The sequence below is a fragment of the Desulfopila aestuarii DSM 18488 genome (assembly GCF_900143695.1).
Taxonomy (GTDB): Bacteria; Desulfobacterota; Desulfobulbia; order Desulfobulbales; family Desulfocapsaceae; genus Desulfopila; species Desulfopila aestuarii.
In genome coordinates, this window is sequence record NZ_FRFE01000022.1 from 37,269 (window position 1) to 60,670 (window position 23,402).

The window sequence follows — 23,402 nt, forward strand, 5'->3', positions numbered from 1 at the left end:
TCATCGTCTCCTGTTAGTCGATTTTCAAAAAATAGACCAAAATGGTGGGGATCAATAGGCAACAGGCTGGCTGTTCCGGTCTACCCCCTGATTTAAAAAAAATGTACGATCGGTCTATTTTGCACTGCCAAACGCAAATTTACTGATCAACGACTCGATATCGATAGCCGACTCGGTCTCAGTGACCATATCACCTTCATTGAACAGCTCCTCGTCCCCGCCAAGGCTGATCTGGATATATTTGTCTCCGATAATCCCCTGTGACTTCACGGAAGCGATTGAATCAACAGGAACCTTGACCTGGTTCTGCAACCGCATGATCAGCACAGCAAAATTTTCGGGTCCGAGTTCAATCGCTTCAACGCTACCGACAACCACCCCAGCCACCTGTACCGAGGCGCCCTTCTTGATTCCGGATACGTTGTCGAATTCGGCCTTGAGCAGATAGGTGTTCCCTCCCGTCAACCAACGGACTTCCCCGAGCTGCAACGCCAAATACCCGAACGCCGCAAAACCGACAAGCATAAACAGGCCGACGATAATTTCAATTGTACCTTTTTTCATCCTTCCACCTGTTGACTCTGATATATTTCACCCATGGTCGTCTGGACGAACGCCTGGATATGTTCTTTTTTTGACAACGGAATTTCTTCCGGCCGACCGAAAACATCCATCTCCCCCTGGTGCAGGACAATAACCTGATCGGCCAGATTGAACACCTTGGGGATATCGTGGCTTACGATGATGGAAGTAAACCCTACCCTGGCCTGGGTCTCGGCAAATAATTGATATATTTCCTGAGTCATCACCGGGTCAAGACCGGTGGTTGGCTCGTCAAACAACATAATCTCCGGATTGAGCTGCAATGCCCTGGCAAGCCCCACCCGTTTTCGCATCCCGCCGCTCAGCTGGGCAGGATATTTCCCCTCATGCCCAAGCAATTCGAGCTGGCCGAGAGTTGATGAAACCAGGGCCTCAATCTCTTCTTCACCCTTGGATGTGCGCTCTCGAAGCGGCAGCGCGACATTTTCAAATACAGTCAGTGAATCAAACAGCGCTGCCCCCTGAAAAAGAACACCGAACCGAGTTCGCAGCTGCTCAAGTGCCCGACCGCCGACATTGGTCACATCCTTCCCATCGACATGGATCGAGCCCCCGTCCGCTTTCATTAAACCGAGAATGAGCTTTAAGGTAACGCTCTTCCCCTGCCCGGATCGGCCGGCAATCACCGTGGTCTTTCCCTTAGGGATGGTGAAACTGACTCGGTCAAGTACTCGTTGCAGACCACCATCACGTTTCGGGAAATGCTTTTCAACCTCTTTAAATTCGATAGCGACAGTCATTAGAGCAGCACCGCGGTCAGCAGATAGTCAAAAACCAGCACAGAGATCGACGAAAGCACAACCGCCTGGGTCGTTACCCTGCTGACGCTTTCAGCACCAAAACCGGCGCCTCTGATCTCTTTCACAAAATAACCTCGCCCGGTGCAGATCCAGACCACCAGTAATCCAAAAACAAATGATTTAATAACGCCGAGCCTGATATCATGGTTGGTTACGCTGTTGACCATACCATCAATATAACTGCCTGGGTTCACCCCCATCAGGCTAACACCGGCCACATAGCCACCTGCGATACCGACTACGTCAAAAACTGCGGTCAAAAGAGGCACCGAAACCAGGGCAGCCAGAAACTTCGGGGTAATCAGGTAACGGAAGGGATCAACCGCCATACACTCCAGCGCATCGATCTGATCCGAGATCTGCATGATGCCCAGCTCCGCACACATGGCAGAGCCAGCCCGTCCGGCAACCATCAGGGCGGTGAGCACTGGTCCCAGTTCCATAATCAATGTCAGGGAAACTGCAGAACCAAGCATTCCCTCCGCACCAAACTTATGTAAAGAATAATATCCCTGAAGGCCAAGTACCATCCCCGTCGATGCTGCGGTAAAAAAAATAACAACCAGCGAACCGGCACCGATGAAATGGATCTGACGCATGAATTCCCTGAACCGAAAAGGCCGTTTGAAAACCGCCAACAATGCCTTGACAAGATAGATGGCCATCCGGCCAAGATCCTGCAAAACATAAATTCCGGATTCCCCGAGATTTTGAATCGGACGAATAAGCATAGTATAACACGTGCAGAAAGAGCACGATTCTGAGCACCTTCCCCATAACAGCAAGGCAGAAGGGCTGCGTGAAGACATCTCTTGCCGGGTGGTTTCAACGATTTATCCAGGCGCCTACAATATAGGTATTACGATTATCTGTCAATAATCGGAAGGAGTATAGAACACTCTCCTCACAATTTCCTGATATGAAAAAAAGATGGTCGGACACGGTCAAACAACCATTCTGTCAAAGCTATTGATGAGTCATCAGCTTTTTCTCGGGTCAAAAGCCTCCCGCAATGCCTCACCGATAAAAATAAGTAATATCAAACTCCCCACCAATACCATGAATGTCGAGAGAGAAAGCCACCAGGCATCGATATTTGCTTTGCCCTGCGCCAGCAACTCCCCAAGGCTTGGTGTCGATGGCGGTACCCCCAGTCCTAAAAAATCCAAGCTGGTCAAAGCAAGAATAGCAGAAGAGATCCGGAATGGCAAAAAGGTGATCACCGGAGTCAGACCGTTAGGCAGGAGATGGCGATACATAATGGTGATATTACCCACGCCCAGAGCTTTGGCCGCCTTGACATAATCCATGTTCCGCCCTTTCAGGAACTCTGCACGCACATAGTCCGAAAGCCCCATCCAGCTGAAAAGAGAAAGTAAAATAAGTAGCAGTAGAATACTTGGCTGGAAAATAGAAGAAAATATAATAAGGAGATAGAGTTCGGGCATCGAGCCCCATATCTCGATAAAACGCTGAAAGAACAGGTCAGTTCGACCACCGAAATACCCCTGAATCGCCCCCGCGACGATACCAACAAGGGTCCCCACCAGGGTAAGAGCAAAACCAAAGAGAACACTGAGCCTAAAACCATACAGCAACCGGGCAAGGACGTCCCGGCCTCGGTCGTCTGTTCCCAGCAGGTTGTCCCAGGTCGGTGGGGACGGAACAGGACCGTCTATTTTTCGGTTGATCGTATCAAAGCTGTGACGGTTGGGTGGAAAGAACGCATGGCCGCCCTGCGTTGTCATGAGTTCCATGAAATAGGGATCACTGTAGTCTGTTTCCGTTGCAAAGTCGCCGCCAAACGTCGTTTCAGGATAGCTGACCAGAAGAGGAAAGTAGGGCTTACCCTGATAGAGGATAAGAAACGGTTTGTCGTTGCTCAGCACCTCGGCAAACAGACTAACAATAAAAATGGCGGTAAAGATTACCAGACTCCAGTAACCGCGTCGGTTTTTACGAAAGCGCAACCAGCGCCGGTGGCCGGGGCTCTGCGGCCTCAGCAACTGTCGTTTTGGTCGCTCTAACTTAGTCATCGATGTCCTCAAAACTTATGCGCGGGTCGACCACTACATAACTGAGATCTGACAGCAAGCGAGAGACAAGCCCGATAAGGGTGAAAAAATAGAGTGTTCCCAGAACCACAGGATAATCGCGATTGAGCACCGATTGATAGGCCAGAAGGCCCATCCCGTCCAAAGAAAAGATGGTCTCGATCAAAAGACTACCGGTAAAAAATGAAGCGATAAAATACCCTGGAAAACCGGTAATGATTGGAATGATTGCGTTACGAAAGACATGCTTATAGAGGACCTGGTTTTCAGAAAGCCCCTTTGCCCGAGCCGTGAGCACATATTGTTTTCGGATCTCTTCCAAAAAAGAGTTCTTGGTGAGCATGGTCATCACCGCCAAGCTGCCCACAGCCCCTGCTGTTATCGGCAAGACCATGTGCCAGAGATAATCCAGGATTTTCATGCCAATACTCATGGATGACCAGTCATCGGAGACAAGGCCGCGCAACGGAAATATATTCCAGAAACTGCCGCCGCCAAAAAGCACGATAAGGGCAATGCCCAGCACAAAACCGGGGATAGCGTAGCCAACGAGGATTGCGGAAGAGGTAATAACATCAAATCTGCTGCCGTCGTTTACCGCCTTCTTGATACCGAGCGGGATACAGACGCCATAAACGATGAAAAAACTCCAGAGACCAAGCGACATTGAAACCGGCAGTCGCGATATGACCAGCTCGGCAACGCCGCGCTTATAATAGTAGGATTCGCCGAAATCAAAGACCAGATAGTTCCGCATCATGATCAGGAAACGCTCCACCGGCGGTTTATCAAATCCATACAGTTTTTTGAGCGATTCGATCCGTTCGGCATTGATGCCGGCATCACCGCGATAGAGTGAACTGGCAGCAGCGACCTCACCGCCCGTCACATTATACCCCTCCATCTGGGCAATCAACTTTTCCACCGGCCCACCTGGAACAAACTGCGTCACCACAAAGGTGATCAGCATCACCCCTATCAGCGTCGGAATCATGAGCAGCAGTCGTTTACAGATATAATAGAGCATCGCCGGCAACCAAAAAGAAAAAGAAAATGAACTGATGTAATATTACGCAATTTCAGACTATCCTCTATGGGAAAAAACTGCCAACGTGAATTTTGTCAATTTGCTTTCCGGTGGATAGATTTACCCTTTCTCACGCGCCGGGACATTTGGGCAAATCTTTTATTTTTGCCTGATCCATTAATATAGTGTGACTTTTGTTGAAATCTATTTGACGGCGAATAGATCATTGACTAAAGAAAGAACAGCCAATTCAACAAAATCCATCGGGAAACCACCAATGATCATTACGACAACCAAAGACCTCGTTGAACTCGTCGCCAGGGCACGTCAGACAGACGCTGTGGCGCTTGATACAGAATTTGTCTGGGAGCGCACCTATTTTCCCCAGCTCGGTCTTATTCAAATAGCCCTCTCGGATCAAGATTGTGCGCTCATCGACCCCCTGGCAATAGAAGATCTTTCGCCGCTAGGCGAACTGCTTGCCGACCGAAGTGTCGTCAAAATTCTTCATGACGCTCCCCAGGATCTGGCTATCCTTTATCAAGCCACCGAAACGGCCGCCCAGAATGTCTTCGACACCCGTCTGGCTGCTGGTTTTGCCAGCCTGTCCTCGACCCTGTCACTGGGTAACCTCATTCAAGAACTGCTCGACATCAATCTGCCGAAAACAGAAACCCGAACCAACTGGCTGCAACGGCCGCTGGATGAAAAACAGGTCGAATATGCCCTCGACGATGTCCGCTATCTCCGGGCTATACGCATACTTCTGCTCAGCCGGATCATCGGACCCAAAATTAAGTCCTGGCTGCAGGAAGAACTGAATCTTTTAAATAATCCGTCGAACTATCTCGATGGCAACGGCGAACGCTATCGTAAAATCCGCGGAGCTGCTTCACTCAGCAGGCAATCGCTTGCAATCCTGCGCGATCTTGTCCAGTGGCGTGAAGATGAGGCAATAAAACAAAACAAACCACGGGGTCACATAGTCAAGGATCCAACCCTCATCGCCTTGGCCAAGACAAAACCTGTCACCGCCGAGGACCTCACCACAAAAGGTGAAATGTCACCTAAGGCACAGAAAAAGTACAGCGACAAAATTATCGCCGTCATTGAAAATGTACTCAACAGCGATGACAGCACCTATCCCGCACCACAACGGATGACCCGCCTGTCGGATCGGGACCAGAAGACGCTGGACAAGCTACAGGGACTAATCGAGCTGAAGTCGAAACTTCTCGGAATCGATCCTGCTCTGGTTGGTAACACCTCTGAACTGAAGGCACTTGCTAAGATCCTGTGTCATAGCAATGTCGGCGATCTCCAGCAATTGCGGCAAACTATCGGCTGGCGCAAAAATTTCCTTGAGGAGTTTTTCAGGAACTGTCGGTAAACCTCCACATGACTACCGTTGGTATCTGAAGCAACGCTCTCGGACCGCCCCGTATCTCGCCAGGAATAACAGGATTCCCTTTTGTCAAAACCAGGAAAATCTTGCCAGTTCTTCAAAAGAGAATTATTATCATTAACTAATAGTTAATACTGATTCTATTCTCAGTCATTATTCAAAATATTACCCCGCCACGAGGTTTGTTTATGACCATTTTCTCTATCTTTCGCCTATCGAGCATCATACTATTTCTTTTCATTCTCTTTTCTGTCGCGCCGGTTTTCAGCCAGGAACAGGACGGCCTGAAAGGATGGGAAGCGGATTCTGAATATAACAATTTCTACAACGCCAAAGAGCTGGACAGAATCAAGGGGGTAATTACCAAATTCGTTGAGGTGACACCTCTTCCCGGCATGGCAAAAGGAACGGCACTTTACCTTGACGAAGGCGGCGGCGAGAAGATTCTCGTGCATATCTGTCCCTCTGCCTACGCTGAACCTGACAAGACCGGTCTGCGCAAAGGAGTCGAAACCAAAATTCGCGGCAGTTGGGCGTATATTGACGAACAGGATGTCTTTCTCGCGTCAAAAATTAAACAGGGGGAGCATTTTGAATTCAAGGTCCGCCTGACCAGCGACGGTACCCCTTTCTGGACAATGAGTCCAGAGCAGCTGGCAAAAGAACTTGCCTCTACAGATTGAGAGATTGCACCCGTCTTGACCTGCACGCCCTCCCCTATACAAGCGACCTCCCCTGGGAGGCCGCTTTCCGTTGCCGCTGTTCCAAGCCCAGTTGCAGATCTACAGGAGAATTGCCGGAAATGTCGAAAATGCGTCGCAGCATGCCGCGTTCTTGACCAAAACGGAACTCCAGGCGATATTGCCAGGAGCTACGACTCCAGTCCCGTTACCGTTCGTCGGCTCGCCTACTCCTGCAGCCTCTGTAATCTCTGCCAGCAAATCTGCCCGTACGACCTGGCCCCCTCCGAGATGTTTCTCAACCTTCGCCAGGAAGCGGTCTCTTTAGGAGAAAATCATCTGCGGCCGCACCGGCGACTACTCAATTATGAATGGTTTGGCAGCAACGCAATTTTTCGCCACCTTCATCTGCCAGTCGACTGCGAGACTATCTTCTATCCCGGTTGTGCTCTGACAGGAGCCCGTCCAGAAGAAACATTGAAACTCTATCGTCTTCTCCAGACTGTCGAACCGACCATTGGGATAATGCTCGACTGTTGCAACAAACCCTCACATGATCTTGGCCGTCAGCAGTTTTTCCAGAAACGATTTTCAGCACGGATGCAGACCCTCGCCAAAAGGAATATCCGTCGGATAGTTACCGGTTGCCCAAGTTGTCTGCAGGCATTTTCCATCCTCCCCCACAAATTCACAATAACCACAGCATACTCAATGCTGGCCGGCAATGTCACACTCAACCCAGCACGGTTTTCCGGCCTGACCTGTAGCGTCCACGACCCTTGTTCCATCCGATTTGCCGGCACAATCCACGCAGATGTCCGCTCCATCTGCAAAGCCCTCGGACTTAAACTTACAGAAATGGTGCATAACAGGGAAAATACTTTTTGCTGCGGCGAGGGAGGCGGGGTCGGCTTTATCGACCGAAAACTGAGTACCGAATGGAACCGAAAACGCGTAATCGAGGCCGAAGACCAACTCCTTGTTACCTACTGTGCCGGCTGCACATCCCAGCTACGCAATCATGGCAATGTCCACCATCTTGTCGACCTGCTGTTTGCCGATGAGTCGAACGATAAACCTATTGCCCGCACCGTGACGTCATTACAAAGTTGGAGAAACCGGCTTATGGTTAAAATTCGGCTGATGGCTGCGCGAAAAAAACTACAGTAGAAGCGTGCTACCAGAAAAGAGAACGCCCAAACCTCCTGCCTTTTCAACCACAACATTCGGATCGGGCGCCCCGAGGTGAGTTTGTCACCTTTTAGAGATCTTTTTTCGTGCAGTTGAGAATAAGGCTTACCACCTCTCAGTGCCAACTAGAATATTGACATCCATGCAGGTTTTCTTTTCCTCTTCGCTCAGATCAGAAATATCCTTAGCTTTATCGTGTTTTCTATCCACGGTGCACACATATTCATGACCTTCTTTATCATTTACCCATACCATCGAACCGAAGTCACCTTTCATAGTTTCACCTCGTTTAAAAGAGTTCGTTTTCTGACGGGGTGTCCTCCCGTCACGGGGTAAAAGTTAAGAACTCCTAAACGACTTTCAATGTCAAATTTTCGACTCATCAGTGATACTGAAAGCTCACATTATCACATTGTCCTACCGTTATTTCTCTCACAACAGGCCAATCATCATACATCAAAGTTTTTTCTGATCAGCTCGTCAACAAACGGTAAATTTCCGGCATGCGCCGTGGTAATTTCTCCACACTGTCGACAAAGATATAATGTTCCCGTCCGAACATGTGGGGCAGGTAGATATGCGGTTCTCGATCAACGGTGATACAAAAGGGGATCACACCTTTGCCACGCGCCTCGATCAAGGCCTGCCGTGTATCCTCAATGGCATACTCCCCTTTGTAGTCGTCATAGTCCTCCGGTTTGCCATCTGAAATGACGATCAACAGACGAATGCGCGCATCCGTCTGGGCCAGCAGTCCGGTCAGATGCCTGACAGGAGTTGCCATACGGGTATACTCCTTCGGGATAATAGCACAAATTCGCTGCTGCACCAGTTCGCTATACGGTTCGTCGAGGCTTTTAATCCGATACAATTCGCAGCGAGACCTGCGCATTCCGGAAAAACCGTATATACCGAACCTGTCCCCCACCACTTCCAACACATCCCCCAAGAGCACCAGCGACTCCTTGATGGCTTTACCCACCCACCCTTCGGTGGAATTGGACATATCGACAAGAAACATCACCGCAATATCTCTGTTATTGCGGAGTAGACGGACAAAAAGCCTGTCCGACGGTGCAATGCCTGCCGCACGGTCAGCCACAGCGTCCACCAAGGCATCGAGATCTATATCGTCACCATACCGACGTCGTCGTACAAAACGGTGTTGTGTCCTGAGTGATTCGAACTGACGGCGCAGCCTCACCAACATGCCGCGATAGGAATAAAGCGTCGACTCAACAAAGCGTGACCGGACCGGATGAAGCTCCTTTTCGATCAGGGTACACCAGTTCTTCCGATATCCGCGGCGACGATAATCCCACTCGTCGTAATACATGCCCGCATTTTCCTGCCGAACGACCTCCTCAACTTCGCCACCACCCACTCCGGAAGCGATTGCCCTACCGGCAATACCGGCAGCAGCCTGAACATATCCTTCTGGGATATGTCCAAGATCATGTTCAATGCGGGCAAGGAGTTCGGAAAGCTCCGGCGGCAAATCAACCGTTACATTATTAATCCGAAGCTCCAGCCCGGGTTTACCCTCCTCTCCATCTGCAAGATGGACAACCAAGCGGCTGCTGCCACCTTCTTCCAATGAGCCGAAGTTCTCCTGCTCCGCAGCATTGTTTGCCAATTTTGCCGACTGAATAATCACCTGTGCCAGTTGCTTGACTGCCGCTTTCCGCTCCTCGCTTCGGCGTTGCTTGAGCCAGGCCTGCACACCGGTAAAATCGAGTTTTCCAGTTAAAAATTGCCAATCTCCCCATTCACGCTCATGGCAAACCCGCAATCTCTCGTACATCAACTCCAGTTCTCTTCCAGTTGTTATCGGTGAGGAACGAATATCTGGACTGTGAACCAGTTCAAACAATAAACGGGCGAAACTCGATTGGTCACCAACCGCCTTATCTCCAGACTTTTCAGCAACAAGACGCTGCAGAAGCGGCCGCATCTGACGCATAAGGCCCGGCAATTCATATGCGAGCATCTTCCAGACGTGAGAAAATTCGAGAAAATGATAGACAGCTCCGGCAAGCTCCTGATTGTCTGAAGATTGTAAAAACCGAAAAATATCAGCTGGCTCCTGGCCGTCAAGGATTCGATTGAAGGTGCCGACAGTAAGATAACCCCACTGGCAGCAGGCAAGAAAGACATAGAAACGCTCATTATCGACCCGATTATCAAAGAAACGTATTTCTTCAGGTAGATAAACCGTAGCGGTATCGGTCCAGGCAACGGGACTACCGGCAAGATCCAGCGGCTGCCCTGACAGACCTCGCAGAAAAGGAAGCAATCGGCCACGGACATCTTCAAGCCGGGCAACAGTTGTCTGACCGGCTGCGAGAGTATCAGCAAGACTCTCCGACATAAATTCCCGAGCCCCGCGCAGACCATCTTTTTCGTAGTAGCCGAGCAGTCGACGCACCCACTCGGCCAGATCAACACTATCAGGGTTACGTAAAAAGTAGGCGCCCTGCTCGAGATAGGAAAAACAAAGGCTGTGGCTGATCGGCCACACCACATGGACATAGGACATCAGCGCCTGCTGGCGGGACGAAGAAAGCGAGGCGACATGGGTAAGGACTTCCTCTACCTCCCACTCGTTGGGATGAACAGGATGTACCTCCTGATAGAATCGTTTTTTAAGTTCAGCTATATCCATCGAGAAGTTTGGTAGTTGTCACCTCTGCAGCCCAAATAGAACAGTATTCTTCCCGGACCAATTCAGTAACCGATAACGATCAAAAAATGGAAGCGATCATCTCATCCATGGCTCCCAACATATCCGGATCATCAGTGAGACTGTGGGTAATTCCTGCGCGACAGGCTTCCACAAGATCAACTCCGTCCCGATGCAAATGGGCTGCCTGGATCAAAAGTCTCGTTGAGGCGCCCTCGGGAAGCCCAGACTCTTTTAATCCCCGGGTCATCTGAGCCAGCTTCACCAGTTGCCCTGCGAGTGTGGTATCGACACTTCCTTCTTTAGCAACAATCTGCTGTTCCAGCTCGGTGGAAGGATACGCAAAAGTCAACGAGACAAAACGCTGGCGGGTTGAGGGTTTGAGATCCTTCAGTACGCTTTGGTAACCGGGGTTATAGGAGACCGCCAACATAAAGGAAGGATCTGCCAGAAACAGCTTGCCAAGCTTTTCAACCGGAAGCTCACGGCGATCATCAGCAAGGGGATGAATGACGACGGTGGTATCTTTTCTCGCCTCGACTATCTCGTCGAGATAGCAGATACCGCCGCTCTTGACGGCCATAGTGAGCGGCCCATCCACCCAAACAGTTTCGTTCCCTTTAATGAGATACCTGCCCACCAGATCAGAGGTTGAAAGATCATCATGGCAGGAAACAGTTATCAACGGCCTCTTTACCCGCCAGGCAAGATACTGCATGAAACGGGTTTTACCGCAGCCGGTTGGTCCCTTCAGCAAAAGAGGCAGACGATTGCGATAGGCAGCAAGGGCAAGTTGTACCTCATTGCCCTGTTCTATATAAAATGGTTCATCCAGAATTCGATGTTTATCGAGCGGCTGTTGATCTATACCCACAATTCCTCCTGCCGTTTTTTGAATATTCTTTTCTGATTACCCAGAAAGCTCAGCTACATAAAGTGAGTGGTAAGGAGAGAGGAGTGAGGAGCGTCTGCATGAAATGATAGGGCTCGTTCCAACAATATGAAAGTAGGAGAAATTCTCTTGATTGACCGTTTCCCAATATATCACACCTTACACTTCTCACCTCTCACCTAACCTTATCAGGCTGAGGATGCGGGGGAATTAAATATTCTTTTGTAAAAACAATAGGAATAAATCGGTACAACACAAGCCACTTCGCTTTCATACCTATAGAACTCGGATAAGAAGTGCTGTTGACCGGTTATGTGAAATACGATATTCTCACTTCTCGCACGGGAAAACGGTTCTGGCGAATCAAATCTGCCGATTCCTCTGCTGTAAACACTCTGCGTCGTCTGTGAGAAAAGAGTAATTTGAACTTCCCACACCCGGCTGACTATTTTTTCCACGTTCAGGACGGTCTCTGTCCCGCGCAATCAAACTTCTATCCTATGAACACGTTTGAGAAGATCTACTCCATATTTGCTATTGTATTTGCCATTGCCCTCACCGTTCTGCTGATTACTCGCCCTGAAATGCGCCAACTCGGAATACTGCTGCCAACCAGCGCTGTCGGCCTGTTGGTCAATGTCATTTTGATGTTTATCATATTTCGCGATATTTTTTCCCGGCAGTTCCCCTCCAGACGAGGCCGAGCCTTCTGGACTGGCCTGCTGCTCGTCTGCTGGCCTGCAATTGTGGTCTACCTGCCTCTCTACGGATTTCGTCGCCGGTAGACCAGGCCCATGCACCTCAAGGCCCGCTGGCCTGGCATTCGCAACCACTTTTTTTCTCCGCTTTCGTTCCCGACTTGACATATGTTGTCATACACAGTATTTTTGTTTCTTTTCAGCTTACCAGGAACAGCTCCCGGAAAGGCGTTATTGTGCCTTTTTGACGGGTTCTGCTTTTGTCAGCTGCAAGCAAAATGACGACGACAATTCATGAATATGGAAAGCTTTTTTTGAGATACTCCATGATGCCCAGCGTTTCTGAGGCGTTACGTATTCATCGTCTTTTTAAGTAAAAGAAAATTGATCATGCCGAAAATTCCACCCATAGAATTATCGGCATGTACGGATACCCGCGACGACATTAATCATGTTTGAAAATCTGACAGACCGGCTTGAGGGCGTATTTAAAAAGCTCCGAGGCCACGGTATACTGACCGAAGAAAACATCGAAGAGGCAATGCGCGAAGTACGCATGGCCCTGCTCGATGCGGATGTCAATTTCAAGGTCGCCAAGGATTTTGTTGCCTCAATCGCCGAAAAAGCTGTCGGCAGGGAAGTCTCCAAAAGTCTTTCGCCAGGACAGCAGGTTATTAAAATTGTTCATCAGGAGCTTGTTGACCTCCTGGGCGGTGACACCCAACAGATTCGTCTCGACGGCCGGCAACCGGTAACCATCATGATGGCCGGCCTGCAGGGTTCGGGCAAGACCACGACCTCGGGCAAACTTGCCCGGATGTTGAAGGAAAAAGGACGCAAACCGTACCTTGTTCCTGCCGACGTGTATCGTCCAGCCGCCATTGAACAGCTACAGGTCTTAGGCGAGAGAATCGGCGTTCCGGTTCACCCGTCATCCACCGACATGAATCCTGTGGATATTTGTCGGATGGCCATGGATGCTGCCGCCGTACAGGGCTGTGACACCTTGATCATTGACACCGCCGGACGACTGCATGTCGATGAACACTTGATGGATGAACTCAAAGAGATCAGAAAGGCGATTCACCTTTCCGAAATTCTCTTTGTGGCTGACTCCATGACCGGCCAGGATGCAGTAACCGTCGCCGACACCTTCAACCAGGCATTAGAAATTTCCGGTGTCATTCTGACCAAGATGGAAGGTGATGCCCGTGGTGGCGCCGCCCTCTCAATCAAGAAGGTAACCGGCAAACCGATCAAATTCGTCGGTATCGGTGAAGGGCTTGACGCTCTTGAAATATTCCACCCGGATCGCGTAGCCTCGCGAATACTGGGCATGGGGGACGTCCTCACCCTTATTGAGAAGGCCGAGGCTGTTGTCGATAAGAAACAGGCTGACGAACTTGCAAAGAAACTGCAGAAGAACCAGTTCACCCTTGAAGATTTTCTTGATCAAATCCAGCAGATCAAGAAAATGGGATCACTGGAGCAGATCCTCAGCATGGTGCCCGGCATCAATAAGCTGAAACAATTAAAAGATGCGCCCAAACCGGACGAGCGTGAGCTTGCCAAAACTGAGGCGATTATCCGCTCAATGACACTCAAAGAGCGGCGGAACCATAAAATTATCAACCCCAGCCGGCGGCAGCGGATCGCCAACGGTTCCGGCACCGACGTTGCAGATGTCAACCGGGTGCTGAAAAGCTATTCATCGATGTTGAAGATGATGGAAAAGATGCGTGGAAAGCCTGGAGCATTTTCCGGCCAGAAGCGCAGGAAGTTACCAAAAGGTCTTAGAAGATAACATACCCGGGCCACTGCCCGGACTTTGGCGGGTGAAAGACCCCTATAAACCTATTCGGAGGATTAACCTGGAATGGCAGTTCGTATTCGTTTAACCAGACTTGGCAGAAAGAAGAAACCTTTCTATCGTATAGTAGTCGCTGACAGTGAGTGTCCGCGTGACGGCAAATTTCTCGATATCGTCGGCACATACGATCCTGTCCAGAATCCTGCGGCTATCACCATTAATAATGATAAATTGCAGAACTGGCTCGGTAAAGGTGCGTTGCCCACAACAACTGTTGCGAGCTTGATCAAAAAAGCAGTAGTTGCTGAATAAGGCATGCAGGAACTTGTAACCTATATTGCCCAATCGCTTGTCGATCAGCCTGATGCTGTTCAGGTTACCGTGAATGAAGAAGATGACAACGTCACGGTTGCACTTGCAGTTGCGCCGGAGGATCTTGGCAAAGTGATCGGCAAACAGGGAAGAACAGCACGGGCTATGCGCTCAGTTCTGGCCGCGGCTTCTGCCAAAGAGAACAAGCGCGCCCGGCTTGAAATAATAGAGTAGTTGTCTGTTGTCAGTAATGCAGTACACCTACTCTTTTCCTGAGGAGAAATATCTCCTGCTTGGTGCTGTGGCAAAGGCCCAGGGACTGCGTGGTGAACTCAGCGTATACGCCCTATCTGGTCAGCCTGAAACGCTGGGTCAATATCATCGTTTCACCCTGGTGGATAAAGCGGGTGTCCTCTCTCCGGAATTACAGGTTCGCACCTTTAGGGTCCAGAAAGACAGGGCAATCATCCACTTTGAGGGTGTTGGCGACAGAACCTTTGCGGAAAAACTTGTCGGAATGGGGTTACTGCTTAACAGACAGGACCTCCCTGACCCGGAAGATGGTGAATTTTACTGGCACGAGCTTTACGGCCTGCCGGTCAGTACAGTTCAGGGTGAGCATATAGGCACCATGCAATCGGTCTTTTCCAATGGTGCTCAGGAAGTAATGGTGATCGTCAACGGTTTAAGAGAATATCTCGTTCCGGTCAGTCAGGGCATTATCGCTCGACATAGCAAGGAGGAGATTGTTATCGATCCTCCGCCAGGTTTACTGGAGATCAACGATGAAGAGAGCAATCTCTAAAACGCGGTTGATATTTTGTGGACTTGGAGAGCGCATAACGTTCACCTTGCACTCGACAACCGACTGAAGTAAAGAGCACCAACTGAGCGGTAGGAGATTTGTTGCCCGTTGATCACTTTTGATATTCTGACCATTTTTCCGGACCTGCTGGCCTCGCCTTTCAACGAAGGTATTTTACGCAGGGCGCGCCAGGACGGTCATATCGATATTCACACAACGAATATTCGAGACTTCGCTCTGGACAAACATTCCATGACCGATGACCGCCCCTTCGGAGGCGGCGAAGGGATGGTAATGAAACCTGAGCCTCTGGCTGCTGCTGTTGAGCAAGTGCGTAACCACAGGGGCGCTGGCAAGGTCATATTGATGAGTCCCCAGGGCACTATGTTCACCCAGGAGCTTGCTGAGAAGTTGGCTGAGGAAGAACATCTGATCCTAGTCTGTGGGCGGTATGAAGGAGTCGATGAACGATTCCGGGCGACCTATGTCGACGAAGAGATTTCCATCGGTGACTATATCCTTACCGGTGGCGAACTGGCAGCAATGGTAGTTATTGATGCTGTCACTCGACTGGTACCTGGTGTTCTCGGTTGCAGCGATTCTGCCGACAAGGACACCTTCAGCAGAAACCTGCTGAAACACCCGCAATACACCAGACCGCGGGTATGGAATGAAATGGAAGTGCCGGACGAATTGCTCTCCGGCAATCATGAAGTGATAGAAAAAATGCGCTTTCTCGAGTCGGTGCGGCGCACCCTGGCACGGCGGCCGGATTTGTTGAAACTCGAAACATTTTCGGATAGCGAGAAAAAACTTCTGCGGCGTCACGGGCTTTATGCGGCCGTGAAAAGTTTGCAGGCCGATTCAAACAGCACCGTTTGACCACGTATATAGGGCTAAGGAAAGTGATGAAAGCAGTGAGTCTGGCCCTGGTTCACCACCCGGTGGTGAACAAAAACGGTGAAATAATCGGCTCAGCCGTGACAAATCTTGATCTGCATGATATAGCAAGGGCTGCAAAAACATTTGGGGTCGACCGGTACTACATTGTCACCCCGTTTGCCGAGCAGCAGGAACTTGTCCGCGAGATCGTCGACCACTGGCAGACAGGGTACGGCGCCGGTTATAATCCGGCACGAAAAAATGCGCTCTCTATTGTCCGGCTCACCGGCTCACTGGATGAGACTGTAACAGAACTTACCGAGCACTATGGGCAGAAGCCGCTGATAGTAACAACCAGCGCCAGAGTCTACGATAATACCGTGGCCTATAGTGACTTGAGTAAAAAAATTGATTCCGGCTCTCCCGTACTGCTGTTGTTTGGTACGGCACACGGTCTTGCACCGGAAATCATGGCGGCAGCTGATGCCGTACTTCCTCCTATTTTAGGCGGAACAGAGTATAATCATCTTTCAGTGCGCTCTGCGGCCTCGATCATTCTCGATCGGCTGCTGGGTAGCTGAGTGGAACAGCAACGAGATCCGATACGGGAACATATCCCCATACCTCAACCTATAGACGACGTTATGAGCACAATCATCGAGAGAATCAACGAAGAGCAGATGCGCCAGGATCATCCGGATTTCCGTACCGGTGACAACGTAAAAGTATATATCCGCATCATTGAAGGTAACAAAGAGCGCGTCCAGATTTTTCAGGGCGTTGTCATCAAGCGCAAAGGCGGCACCATGGGTGCTACCTACAGCGTGCGGAAAATTTCCCACGGCTGTGGCGTTGAGAAAACCTTCTCCCTGCACAATCCGCGTATTGAAAAGATTGAGGTTGTATCGCGCGGCCGTGTCCGTCGGGCCCGCCTGTTCTACCTGCGCTCCCGTCGCGGTAAGGCAGCCCGTATCCGCGAGCGCGGACTGATCAAGTAAAGATACTGCAGTTCATTCTTTCTGCACCGATTTCACCCGGATTCCTGACACTTCAGGAATCCGGGTGTACGTGTTTGTAGGAACCGGATTGAGTGGTTATGGGAAAACGACTCTTTGATGCAGGTGAACCGTCGACATCTAATTTCAGCCATGAGCGAGCACTTGCCCGTCAGGGCTTCGTGCGTATTGCCGGTTGTGATGAAGTCGGTCGGGGACCGTTGGCAGGACCAGTGGTCGCGGCCAGTGTCATCCTGCCGCCTGACTGCGATCCCTCCCTGTTTATTGATTCGAAACAACTAAATCATAAACGGCGACTGGAACTCTATCAGCTACTCAGCGCGATACAAGCGGCTATTGGAATCGGCATCGTCTCTGTCGAAAAAATCGATGAAATCAATATTCTCCAGGCATCCCTGCTGGCCATGAAACGCTCTGTCGAACAGCTGGCAAATGCTGGTAGTCCACCGGATTATATCCTGGTTGACGGCAAGTTTGAGATTCCGCTGATCACACCGCAAACACCTCTTATCAAGGGTGAAACCAAGAGCGGTTCCATCGCGGCGGCCTCCATCGTCGCCAAAGTGACTCGTGATGCAATTATGGATACCTTGGATGATCAGTATCCCGGCTATGGTTTAGGCCAGCACAAAGGCTATCCCACTCGCCAGCATCGACAGGCTATTGCCGCTATCGGGCCTTCTAAAGTTCACCGGAAAACCTTTCGGGGGGTAAAAGAATTTGTCCGATAAACGATCCGTTCTTGGAAAGGCCGGTGAGACACTGGCCGCCGAGCACTTGCGTCAAAGCGGTTATACCATCCTTGAACGTAATTACCGGTCGCGATCAGGCGAAATCGATATCATCGCCAGACAGGGCAAGACTCTGGTCTTTGCCGAAGTAAAAACCCGGAAGTCTGCATCTTTTGGCAGCCCTTCCGCAGCAGTTACTCTTAAAAAGCAGGCCCAGATTTCCAGGGTGGCCCAGGAGTATCTGGCGCGGGAAAACCTCTTTGACAAGCCGGCCCGGTTTGATGTTGTTGCTGTTTTCGCTCCAGATGGCAGAAAACCGGAAATAGAGATTATCACGAACGCGTTTGAACTCCATTATTCGGTCGCATCCTGAAAATTTCGATCAACACTTTCTTTGACTAATTCCATGCAAAGGTTACACTTAGCAATATGACAGTCATTGGAATCACCATGGGGTGTCCGGCGGGAATCGGCCCGGAAATCATCCTCCGTTATTTTGCCGAGACTACTCCTCCCACTGGAACTACACCGGTGGTATTAGGGGACAGGAGTATCCTTGCGAAATGCGCAGCTGATCTTGGCATTGAAGCGCAGTTCAGCTCCTGGCAGCCCGGCCAGTCTGTTCAGCCTCAAACCATTCCGGTACTTGAACTCTCAACCATTCCCTGTGAATCCCATAACTGGGGAAATCCGACCAAGGAGACCGCTGTAGCCATGGCCGAATACATTATTCGTGCCGTGCAGCTGATCCACGATGGTCATCTGGCAGCAATGGTTACCTGCCCCATTTCGAAAAGTGCATTGCAAAAGGCAGGATACAACTTCCCTGGCCATACAGAGATGCTGGTTCATCTTACCGGCGCAGAACGCTATACCATGATGATGGCCGGAACCTCACTCAAGGTGACGCTGGCAACCATTCACTGTTCGCTCGCTTCGGTACCGAAAAATATTACCATAACCTCCATTTCTGAACTTATCCGGATCACCCATCAAGCGATGCGAGTCGATTTTGGCCTGAAACAGCCTCGGATCGCAGTGGCGGGATTAAATCCACACAGCGGCGAAGATGGCTTGTTCGGCAGGGAGGAGATTGAGATCATCACACCGGCAATCGAGCTGGCCGCCTCTGAAAATATCGACGTCACCGGTCCGTACCCGCCCGACACAGTTTTCTTCAAAGCTGCCGCCGGCAACTATGATGCAGTGGTCTGCATGTATCACGACCAAGGACTTATCCCGTTCAAGCTCCTCCATTTTCAAGACGGTGTCAACGTCACCCTTGGCCTGCCAATCGTTCGCACCTCGGTAGACCACGGGACAGCTTACGACATTGCCGGGAAGGGCCTCGCCGATGCAACCAGTCTCGCCTCGGCAGTGACGATGGCCGCCGCCATCAGCGATAATCGAAAACTCTACCAGAAAGCGACGACCGTATCATGAAACATGCATTACCAGGCCGACTCATTGTCTTCGAAGGTATCGATGGAACCGGAAAATCAACCCAGATACTTCTCTTAGGAGAATACCTTCGTCGCCAGGGTCATGAGGTACTGATCACCCGCGAGCCGACTGATGGCCAATTTGGCCGTAAAATTCGTAAATTGTACGCCGACAGAAAACAGGTCAGCCAGCAGGAGGAACTGGAACTGTTTCTTGCCGATCGACGTGAACATTGCCAAACAGAACTTCTGCCAGCCTTACGCTTAGGCAAGATCGTATTGTGTGATCGCTATTTCCTCTCAACGGTAGCCTATCAGGGTGCCAACGGTTTTGATCCTGCAATGATCCTTGAGCACAATGCATTTGCACCCGATCCCGATCTGGCCCTCATCTTTGAAGTCTCAGTCGCAACCAGTCTGAAACGCATCACCCAAGGAAGGGGCGAACAACTCAACGATTTCGAACAGGAAGAGTCCCTTACCAGAGTAAGTGCAATCTTCGATCTCCTCGACCTGCCGTATATCACCCGCATCGACGCGGAACAGACTATTGAAGAAATTCACCGAGCCGTCATTACTGCAGCACAGAACATTGTCCCGCAACCCGTATCGGAGACGCTGATCGAATCATGAAACGTATCCGCTATTTCGCGATTACCCTGCTGATCCCGTTATTCTTCGCCTCCGGTACCAACACCATGGCAACCTCAACGATTGCCGGCGAAGAAGCGGGACAAGTCAACGACAGATCATGCTCCTACTTTTACTTTCTATGGGGAACGCACTCAGAATATAGCCGTCTTTTCGAGGAAGCGCTGGAAGCCTATGAAAAAGCGCTCATTTGCGACCCAAACGCCTTATTTATCGAGAAGAAACTTCCGGCACTCCATTTCCGCCTCGGAGAAAACGACCAGGCGATCCAATTACTGAAAAAGGGCATAGAAAAGGACCCCAGCGATATTTCCCAATACCTGCTACTCGCCCATCTCGCTATTCAGCAAAACAAGCGTGATGAAGCAATTGAGGTGTACACCGAAGCCCTCAAACATGATCCGGAGAACGAAAATGTCCGGCTGCGCCTGGCGATTCTCCTCGTACAAAAAGACAGACTCGATGAAGGTGAAACAATCTTTCGAGACCTCATCGCCAAAAATGGGGATCTCTACCTGGCTCGTATCTACCTGGCGCGACTCCTGCAAATGCGAGGTGCCGATGATGATGCAGCCAAGGTCTATGAAGATGCGCTGACCCTGAACTGGTCGCCTGAACTCGCCTTTGAAATGGTGGATTTCTATAGCGCTCTTGAGCGTTACGAGGATGTCCTTCGCCTCTACGATTCAGTAATTGCCAATGACAGTAGCAACCAGCGGGCCATTATCGGAAGGATCCAGACCCTGCTGGCCATAGGTAAGGACGAAGATGCCCTGGTGGAGCTCCAGAACCTGCGTAAAACCAACGGTAACATTGAAAGTTTGGATATGGCCATTGCCAAAACAATGCTGCGACTGGAAAAAGTAGACGAGGCCAAGACCATTCTTGAGTCCATCAGCCAAGGTGAAGTAGCATCGGAAGCCAACTACCTGCTAGGTTTGATTGCTTTTCAGGAAAAAAAGATGGAGAGTGCTCTCGGCTATTTCCAGAAGGTCCCCAACAGCTCACCCGAATATGCGGATTCGATCTATCTCCAGGTCCGCATCCTGCGTGACTTCGATCGCTTCGATCGGGCCTTTTCACTATTGCAGAAGGCCACGAATGAACCACAGGGCTGCGATCCGCTGTTCTTCGCCCTGCTCTCCTCACTCTACCAGGAAAAAGATCGTCTTGACGATGCGCTGGCAACGCTCACCGAGGGCACCACAACCTTTCCCGAAAGCGAACAACTCCATTTTGAGCTCGCCCTTCTGCTGGAGCGAGCAGGCAAGCAGCAGGAAGCGCTGAAGGCCATGGAAAAGGTGTTGGAGATCAGTCCGAATAACCCCGAGGCACTCAATTATATTGGCTACACCTGGGCAAACCTGAACATCAACCTGGCGGAGGCTAAAAAATATATTCTGCTGGCGGTTGAACAAAAACCCGATAACGGCTTTATCCGCGACAGTCTCGGCTGGGTCGAGTTCCGACTCGGCAACTACGAAACCGCCAGAGCAGAGCTGCTCCAAGCCCTGGACCTCGAACCAGAAGACCCCAATATTCACGAACACCTGGGTGATGTATATCGCGCCCTCAAAAAATATGCCGAGGCAATCGAGGCCTACCAGAAAGGGCATGACCTCTTTTCTCAGGAATCTGATCGAGCCAGGATGAAAAAGAAAATCGATGAACTGCAGAAAAAGAAAAAGTAAGAGGTGCGGTGACAGGCTGTCACAGTCTCTGCTACTCACCGTTCTTGCCCTTATCTCACTGTCCGCCGGCTGTGCCCGCAAACCATGGGGAGAACCGATTGCCGGTAGCCGATATTCGGCAACGATCGAGATGCTTGAGGAGATGCGGAAGGATGAAGCTCTCCGCAGTAGCTGCATTGATGCGGATGTCAACATCTTCCTGACCAGTACGGTCAAGAATCGGGCAGTGAGCGGCTACGTCCAGCTTATGCAGCCCTCGTCAGTGAAATTCGTAACCTCGAATCCGCTTGGCCAGCCGCTGGTGGCCTTTGTCAGCGACGGTCACACCGTCCAGTTCGTCAATACCATCGATGGGTATTTCACCGACGGCACCCTGCCATCCTTTGCAAAAGCCTTCGACATCCCCAAAGTGGCCTATACCAGTGACTGGGGTACCTGGCTGACCGCACGACTGCCACGAGCTAATACGGTGACAGAAATTCGAGAGGATGAGGAAAACCGTGGAATCTGGATTGGAGTGGCGGACCAGGATGTGAAAAATGAGGCTGAAACCAGCGGATTGGCAAGGGAGCATGTACTGATCGATCCCAAAAACAGAATTGTTCTGGAACGAGCCTTTACCAATACCAACGGTTCTATCGATGCTCGGGTGAGTTACACGAATCTGCTACCGGAGACTCAGGACGCCACACCACTGCAGCCGGGGAAGATCACCATCTCGGGACTTGATTACAGTGGCAAACTGGTTCTCGAGCTCTCCGCCCTGCAGGCAATTGAGGGCTGTCGGAAAAGCAATTTTCAACTGAAAAGGCCACCAGGTTACTACTACCAGCCATTACCGGCCAAAGAAATGTAGGCTACCCCTTTTCCTCAAGGATATTGACAATCAGCACGAAAAGATTGTCTTCCTTGAAATAGACCTGCTGCAGATCATAATTGCTGCCGGGAACCAGATCGAGACTGACCCGAACATTGCTCTTATCTCCGGCAACCCTGATCTTCTCGACATATTTGCCACCGGCACTGATTTCATTGGTCACCCGCTCGCCGACCTCAGCACCGGCGAAATCGCAGTAAATCATTGGCGGATCCTTTTCCCGGGTGGAGATCACCGGCGGCTGGAAGTCACTCAGCTGCAAAAGAACCATCTCCCCGCTCTGGGAGAAAGCATTATCAAACGACACGCTGAGAAGAACCGGTGCAGCTGAAATTTCGACAGCAGCAGGCTCCGGAGTAGCATCAGCAGGCTCCTTTTCAATAACCGCAGGAACCACTGCTTCTGGTTCACCAGTCGTTGGGGTGCTCTCTTTGGCGGATTCCATGTTCGACACCGGTCCCATTTTGACTTTGCTGAGACCGGCAGTGAGCAATTGCGGAGTAGAGACTGGAGCCGGGGTGGTAGGTATCTTCTTCTCAGGCTCGCCTGTAATGGCCTGATCGGGAACAGCGATCTGTGCCGATTTCGGGGTAACCTTGTCGGCACCAATGGTACCAAGATCCATTGGAAAGATTGAAATAACCAGAAGATTCTGCTCTGATAAAATATCCTTGGTCCATTTAACCTTCGGTTCTTTTACCAGATCAATAACTACCCGTACCTTCTGCTTCGGCGTAGTGTGGAAACCGACCCGCATGCCTTCCACAAGTATGCCGTTGGCAACTGGGACTGAAGAACTGCCGGCGTAGCCACATTCGGGAAAATCAAGTACCAGCCGCGGCTTTTCGCCCTCGATCATAAAGATATTGGGCTCCTGTCCTCCGTTCATTGAGATCTCAACCCGATCTCCACCGTCTAAGGCCATGTGAGAAAGCGGCCCAACCATGGCAGCGGCCTTCTGCCCGTAGGCGGGAGCGAAGACCAGGAAAAGCAGGCCGATCAATACCGACATAGCACATGAACGCCTCATAGCTGGTAACCTTTTGTTGTGTAAATAGAAAAAACTCATCTTGGATATATCGACCGCAAGATGGCCTTTGAGGTTGTAGCTTTCGCGAAAAGGTAACGAAACCAACGCTTGAGCATCATAAC

Annotated in this window: 26 protein-coding genes; 17 read left to right on the forward strand and 9 right to left on the reverse strand. The window is 50.6% G+C overall.

The annotated features are described in order from the left end of the window. Positions 1 to 114: 114 nt before the first annotated feature. The 5 genes from mlaD to BUF15_RS18665 form a co-directional block, all read right to left on the reverse strand. Complete coding sequence (gene mlaD, locus BUF15_RS18645; RefSeq protein ID WP_073615229.1) at positions 115 to 564, reverse strand: outer membrane lipid asymmetry maintenance protein MlaD; 450 nt, start codon at positions 562 to 564, stop codon at positions 115 to 117. After that, entirely contained in the window at positions 561 to 1,343 is a 783-nt protein-coding gene (locus BUF15_RS18650; RefSeq protein ID WP_073615230.1) for an ABC transporter ATP-binding protein, read from the reverse strand. Before BUF15_RS18650 ends, mlaD begins: the two co-directional genes overlap by 4 nt. Next, entirely contained in the window at positions 1,343 to 2,134 is a 792-nt protein-coding gene (locus tag BUF15_RS18655) for an MlaE family ABC transporter permease (protein WP_073615231.1), read from the reverse strand. The genes BUF15_RS18650 and BUF15_RS18655 overlap by 1 nt, the downstream gene beginning before the upstream one ends. A 249-nt stretch (positions 2,135 to 2,383) precedes the next feature. Beyond that, positions 2,384 to 3,439 carry an ABC transporter permease gene (locus BUF15_RS18660; protein WP_073615232.1) on the reverse strand — a complete coding sequence of 352 codons (1,056 nt, stop codon included), beginning with the start codon at positions 3,437 to 3,439 and terminating at the stop codon, positions 2,384 to 2,386. Then, complete coding sequence (locus BUF15_RS18665; RefSeq protein WP_073615233.1) at positions 3,432 to 4,484, reverse strand: microcin C ABC transporter permease YejB; 1,053 nt, start codon at positions 4,482 to 4,484, stop codon at positions 3,432 to 3,434. The genes BUF15_RS18660 and BUF15_RS18665 overlap by 8 nt, the downstream gene beginning before the upstream one ends. A gap of 277 nt (positions 4,485 to 4,761) precedes the next feature. Between BUF15_RS18665 and BUF15_RS18670 the strand changes: the two genes are divergently transcribed. The 3 genes from BUF15_RS18670 to BUF15_RS18680 all read left to right on the forward strand — a co-directional run bounded on the left by BUF15_RS18670 (position 4,762) and on the right by BUF15_RS18680 (position 7,739). Beyond that, positions 4,762 to 5,874 (forward strand): ribonuclease D, encoded by a 1,113-nt coding sequence (locus BUF15_RS18670; RefSeq protein ID WP_073615234.1) that lies wholly within the window; start codon positions 4,762 to 4,764, stop codon positions 5,872 to 5,874. Between the two features lie 203 nt (positions 5,875 to 6,077). Then, complete coding sequence (locus tag BUF15_RS18675; RefSeq protein WP_073615235.1) at positions 6,078 to 6,572, forward strand: MamS/MamX family magnetosome protein; 495 nt, start codon at positions 6,078 to 6,080, stop codon at positions 6,570 to 6,572. A 15-nt stretch (positions 6,573 to 6,587) separates the two neighbouring features. Next, positions 6,588 to 7,739 (forward strand): (Fe-S)-binding protein, encoded by a 1,152-nt coding sequence (locus BUF15_RS18680; protein WP_143170778.1) that lies wholly within the window; start codon positions 6,588 to 6,590, stop codon positions 7,737 to 7,739. Between the two features lie 126 nt (positions 7,740 to 7,865). On the opposite strand, the gene BUF15_RS27470 is transcribed toward BUF15_RS18680, so the two are convergent. The 3 genes from BUF15_RS27470 to BUF15_RS18690 all read right to left on the reverse strand — a co-directional run bounded on the left by BUF15_RS27470 (position 7,866) and on the right by BUF15_RS18690 (position 11,317). Continuing rightward, positions 7,866 to 8,036 (reverse strand): hypothetical protein, encoded by a 171-nt coding sequence (locus tag BUF15_RS27470; protein WP_200802415.1) that lies wholly within the window; start codon positions 8,034 to 8,036, stop codon positions 7,866 to 7,868. 196 nt (positions 8,037 to 8,232) lie between these two features. Next, positions 8,233 to 10,425, reverse strand: coding sequence for a nitric oxide reductase activation protein NorD (locus BUF15_RS18685; protein WP_073615237.1), 2,193 nt, complete (start codon positions 10,423 to 10,425; stop codon positions 8,233 to 8,235). Positions 10,426 to 10,504: 79 nt separating this feature from the next. Continuing rightward, on the reverse strand, positions 10,505 to 11,317 hold the full coding sequence (locus BUF15_RS18690) for a CbbQ/NirQ/NorQ/GpvN family protein (protein ID WP_200802416.1): 813 nt from the start codon (positions 11,315 to 11,317) through the stop codon (positions 10,505 to 10,507). A gap of 440 nt (positions 11,318 to 11,757) precedes the next feature. Between BUF15_RS18690 and BUF15_RS18695 the strand changes: the two genes are divergently transcribed. The 14 genes from BUF15_RS18695 (at position 11,758) to BUF15_RS18760 (ending at position 22,229) form a co-directional block, all read left to right on the forward strand. After that, complete coding sequence (locus BUF15_RS18695; RefSeq protein WP_143170779.1) at positions 11,758 to 12,120, forward strand: hypothetical protein; 363 nt, start codon at positions 11,758 to 11,760, stop codon at positions 12,118 to 12,120. Between the two features lie 364 nt (positions 12,121 to 12,484). Then, the gene (ffh, locus tag BUF15_RS18700) at positions 12,485 to 13,837 is read left to right on the forward strand and encodes a signal recognition particle protein (RefSeq protein ID WP_073615239.1); all 1,353 of its coding nucleotides are present in this window, start codon (positions 12,485 to 12,487) and stop codon (positions 13,835 to 13,837) included. 72 nt (positions 13,838 to 13,909) lie between these two features. Next, positions 13,910 to 14,155: a 30S ribosomal protein S16 gene (rpsP, locus tag BUF15_RS18705; RefSeq protein ID WP_073615240.1), complete on the forward strand. Its 246-nt coding sequence runs from the start codon at positions 13,910 to 13,912 to the stop codon at positions 14,153 to 14,155. Between the two features lie 3 nt (positions 14,156 to 14,158). Further along, positions 14,159 to 14,389, forward strand: a complete 231-nt coding sequence (locus BUF15_RS18710; protein ID WP_073615241.1) for a KH domain-containing protein — start codon at positions 14,159 to 14,161, stop codon at positions 14,387 to 14,389. A gap of 16 nt (positions 14,390 to 14,405) precedes the next feature. Next, positions 14,406 to 14,960 (forward strand): ribosome maturation factor RimM, encoded by a 555-nt coding sequence (gene rimM / locus BUF15_RS18715; protein ID WP_073615242.1) that lies wholly within the window; start codon positions 14,406 to 14,408, stop codon positions 14,958 to 14,960. 108 nt (positions 14,961 to 15,068) lie between these two features. Continuing rightward, on the forward strand, positions 15,069 to 15,842 hold the full coding sequence (gene trmD, locus BUF15_RS18720; RefSeq protein WP_234981219.1) for a tRNA (guanosine(37)-N1)-methyltransferase TrmD: 774 nt from the start codon (positions 15,069 to 15,071) through the stop codon (positions 15,840 to 15,842). Between the two features lie 26 nt (positions 15,843 to 15,868). Then, positions 15,869 to 16,423, forward strand: a complete 555-nt coding sequence (locus tag BUF15_RS18725; RefSeq protein WP_073615243.1) for an RNA methyltransferase — start codon at positions 15,869 to 15,871, stop codon at positions 16,421 to 16,423. Positions 16,424 to 16,486: 63 nt separating this feature from the next. After that, positions 16,487 to 16,840: a 50S ribosomal protein L19 gene (gene rplS / locus BUF15_RS18730; protein WP_073615244.1), complete on the forward strand. Its 354-nt coding sequence runs from the start codon at positions 16,487 to 16,489 to the stop codon at positions 16,838 to 16,840. A 98-nt stretch (positions 16,841 to 16,938) separates the two neighbouring features. Beyond that, positions 16,939 to 17,589 carry a ribonuclease HII gene (locus BUF15_RS18735; protein ID WP_073615245.1) on the forward strand — a complete coding sequence of 217 codons (651 nt, stop codon included), beginning with the start codon at positions 16,939 to 16,941 and terminating at the stop codon, positions 17,587 to 17,589. Beyond that, positions 17,579 to 17,962: a YraN family protein gene (locus tag BUF15_RS18740; RefSeq protein WP_073615246.1), complete on the forward strand. Its 384-nt coding sequence runs from the start codon at positions 17,579 to 17,581 to the stop codon at positions 17,960 to 17,962. The genes BUF15_RS18735 and BUF15_RS18740 overlap by 11 nt, the downstream gene beginning before the upstream one ends. Before the next feature lie 56 nt (positions 17,963 to 18,018). Beyond that, positions 18,019 to 19,032, forward strand: a complete 1,014-nt coding sequence (gene pdxA / locus BUF15_RS18745) for a 4-hydroxythreonine-4-phosphate dehydrogenase PdxA (protein ID WP_234981220.1) — start codon at positions 18,019 to 18,021, stop codon at positions 19,030 to 19,032. Beyond that, positions 19,029 to 19,664, forward strand: a complete 636-nt coding sequence (gene tmk, locus BUF15_RS18750; RefSeq protein WP_073615247.1) for a dTMP kinase — start codon at positions 19,029 to 19,031, stop codon at positions 19,662 to 19,664. Before pdxA ends, tmk begins: the two co-directional genes overlap by 4 nt. Further along, positions 19,661 to 21,373, forward strand: coding sequence for a tetratricopeptide repeat protein (locus tag BUF15_RS18755; protein ID WP_073615248.1), 1,713 nt, complete (start codon positions 19,661 to 19,663; stop codon positions 21,371 to 21,373). Before tmk ends, BUF15_RS18755 begins: the two co-directional genes overlap by 4 nt. Then, positions 21,348 to 22,229, forward strand: a complete 882-nt coding sequence (locus BUF15_RS18760; RefSeq protein WP_073615249.1) for a hypothetical protein — start codon at positions 21,348 to 21,350, stop codon at positions 22,227 to 22,229. The genes BUF15_RS18755 and BUF15_RS18760 overlap by 26 nt, the downstream gene beginning before the upstream one ends. 1 nt (position 22,230) lies before the next feature. Here BUF15_RS18760 and BUF15_RS18765 read toward each other — a convergent pair whose 3' ends face one another. Continuing rightward, a complete protein-coding gene (locus BUF15_RS18765; RefSeq protein WP_159441329.1) occupies positions 22,231 to 23,280 on the reverse strand; it encodes an AMIN domain-containing protein in 1,050 nt (349 codons plus the stop codon). Positions 23,281 to 23,402: the final 122 nt, after the last annotated feature.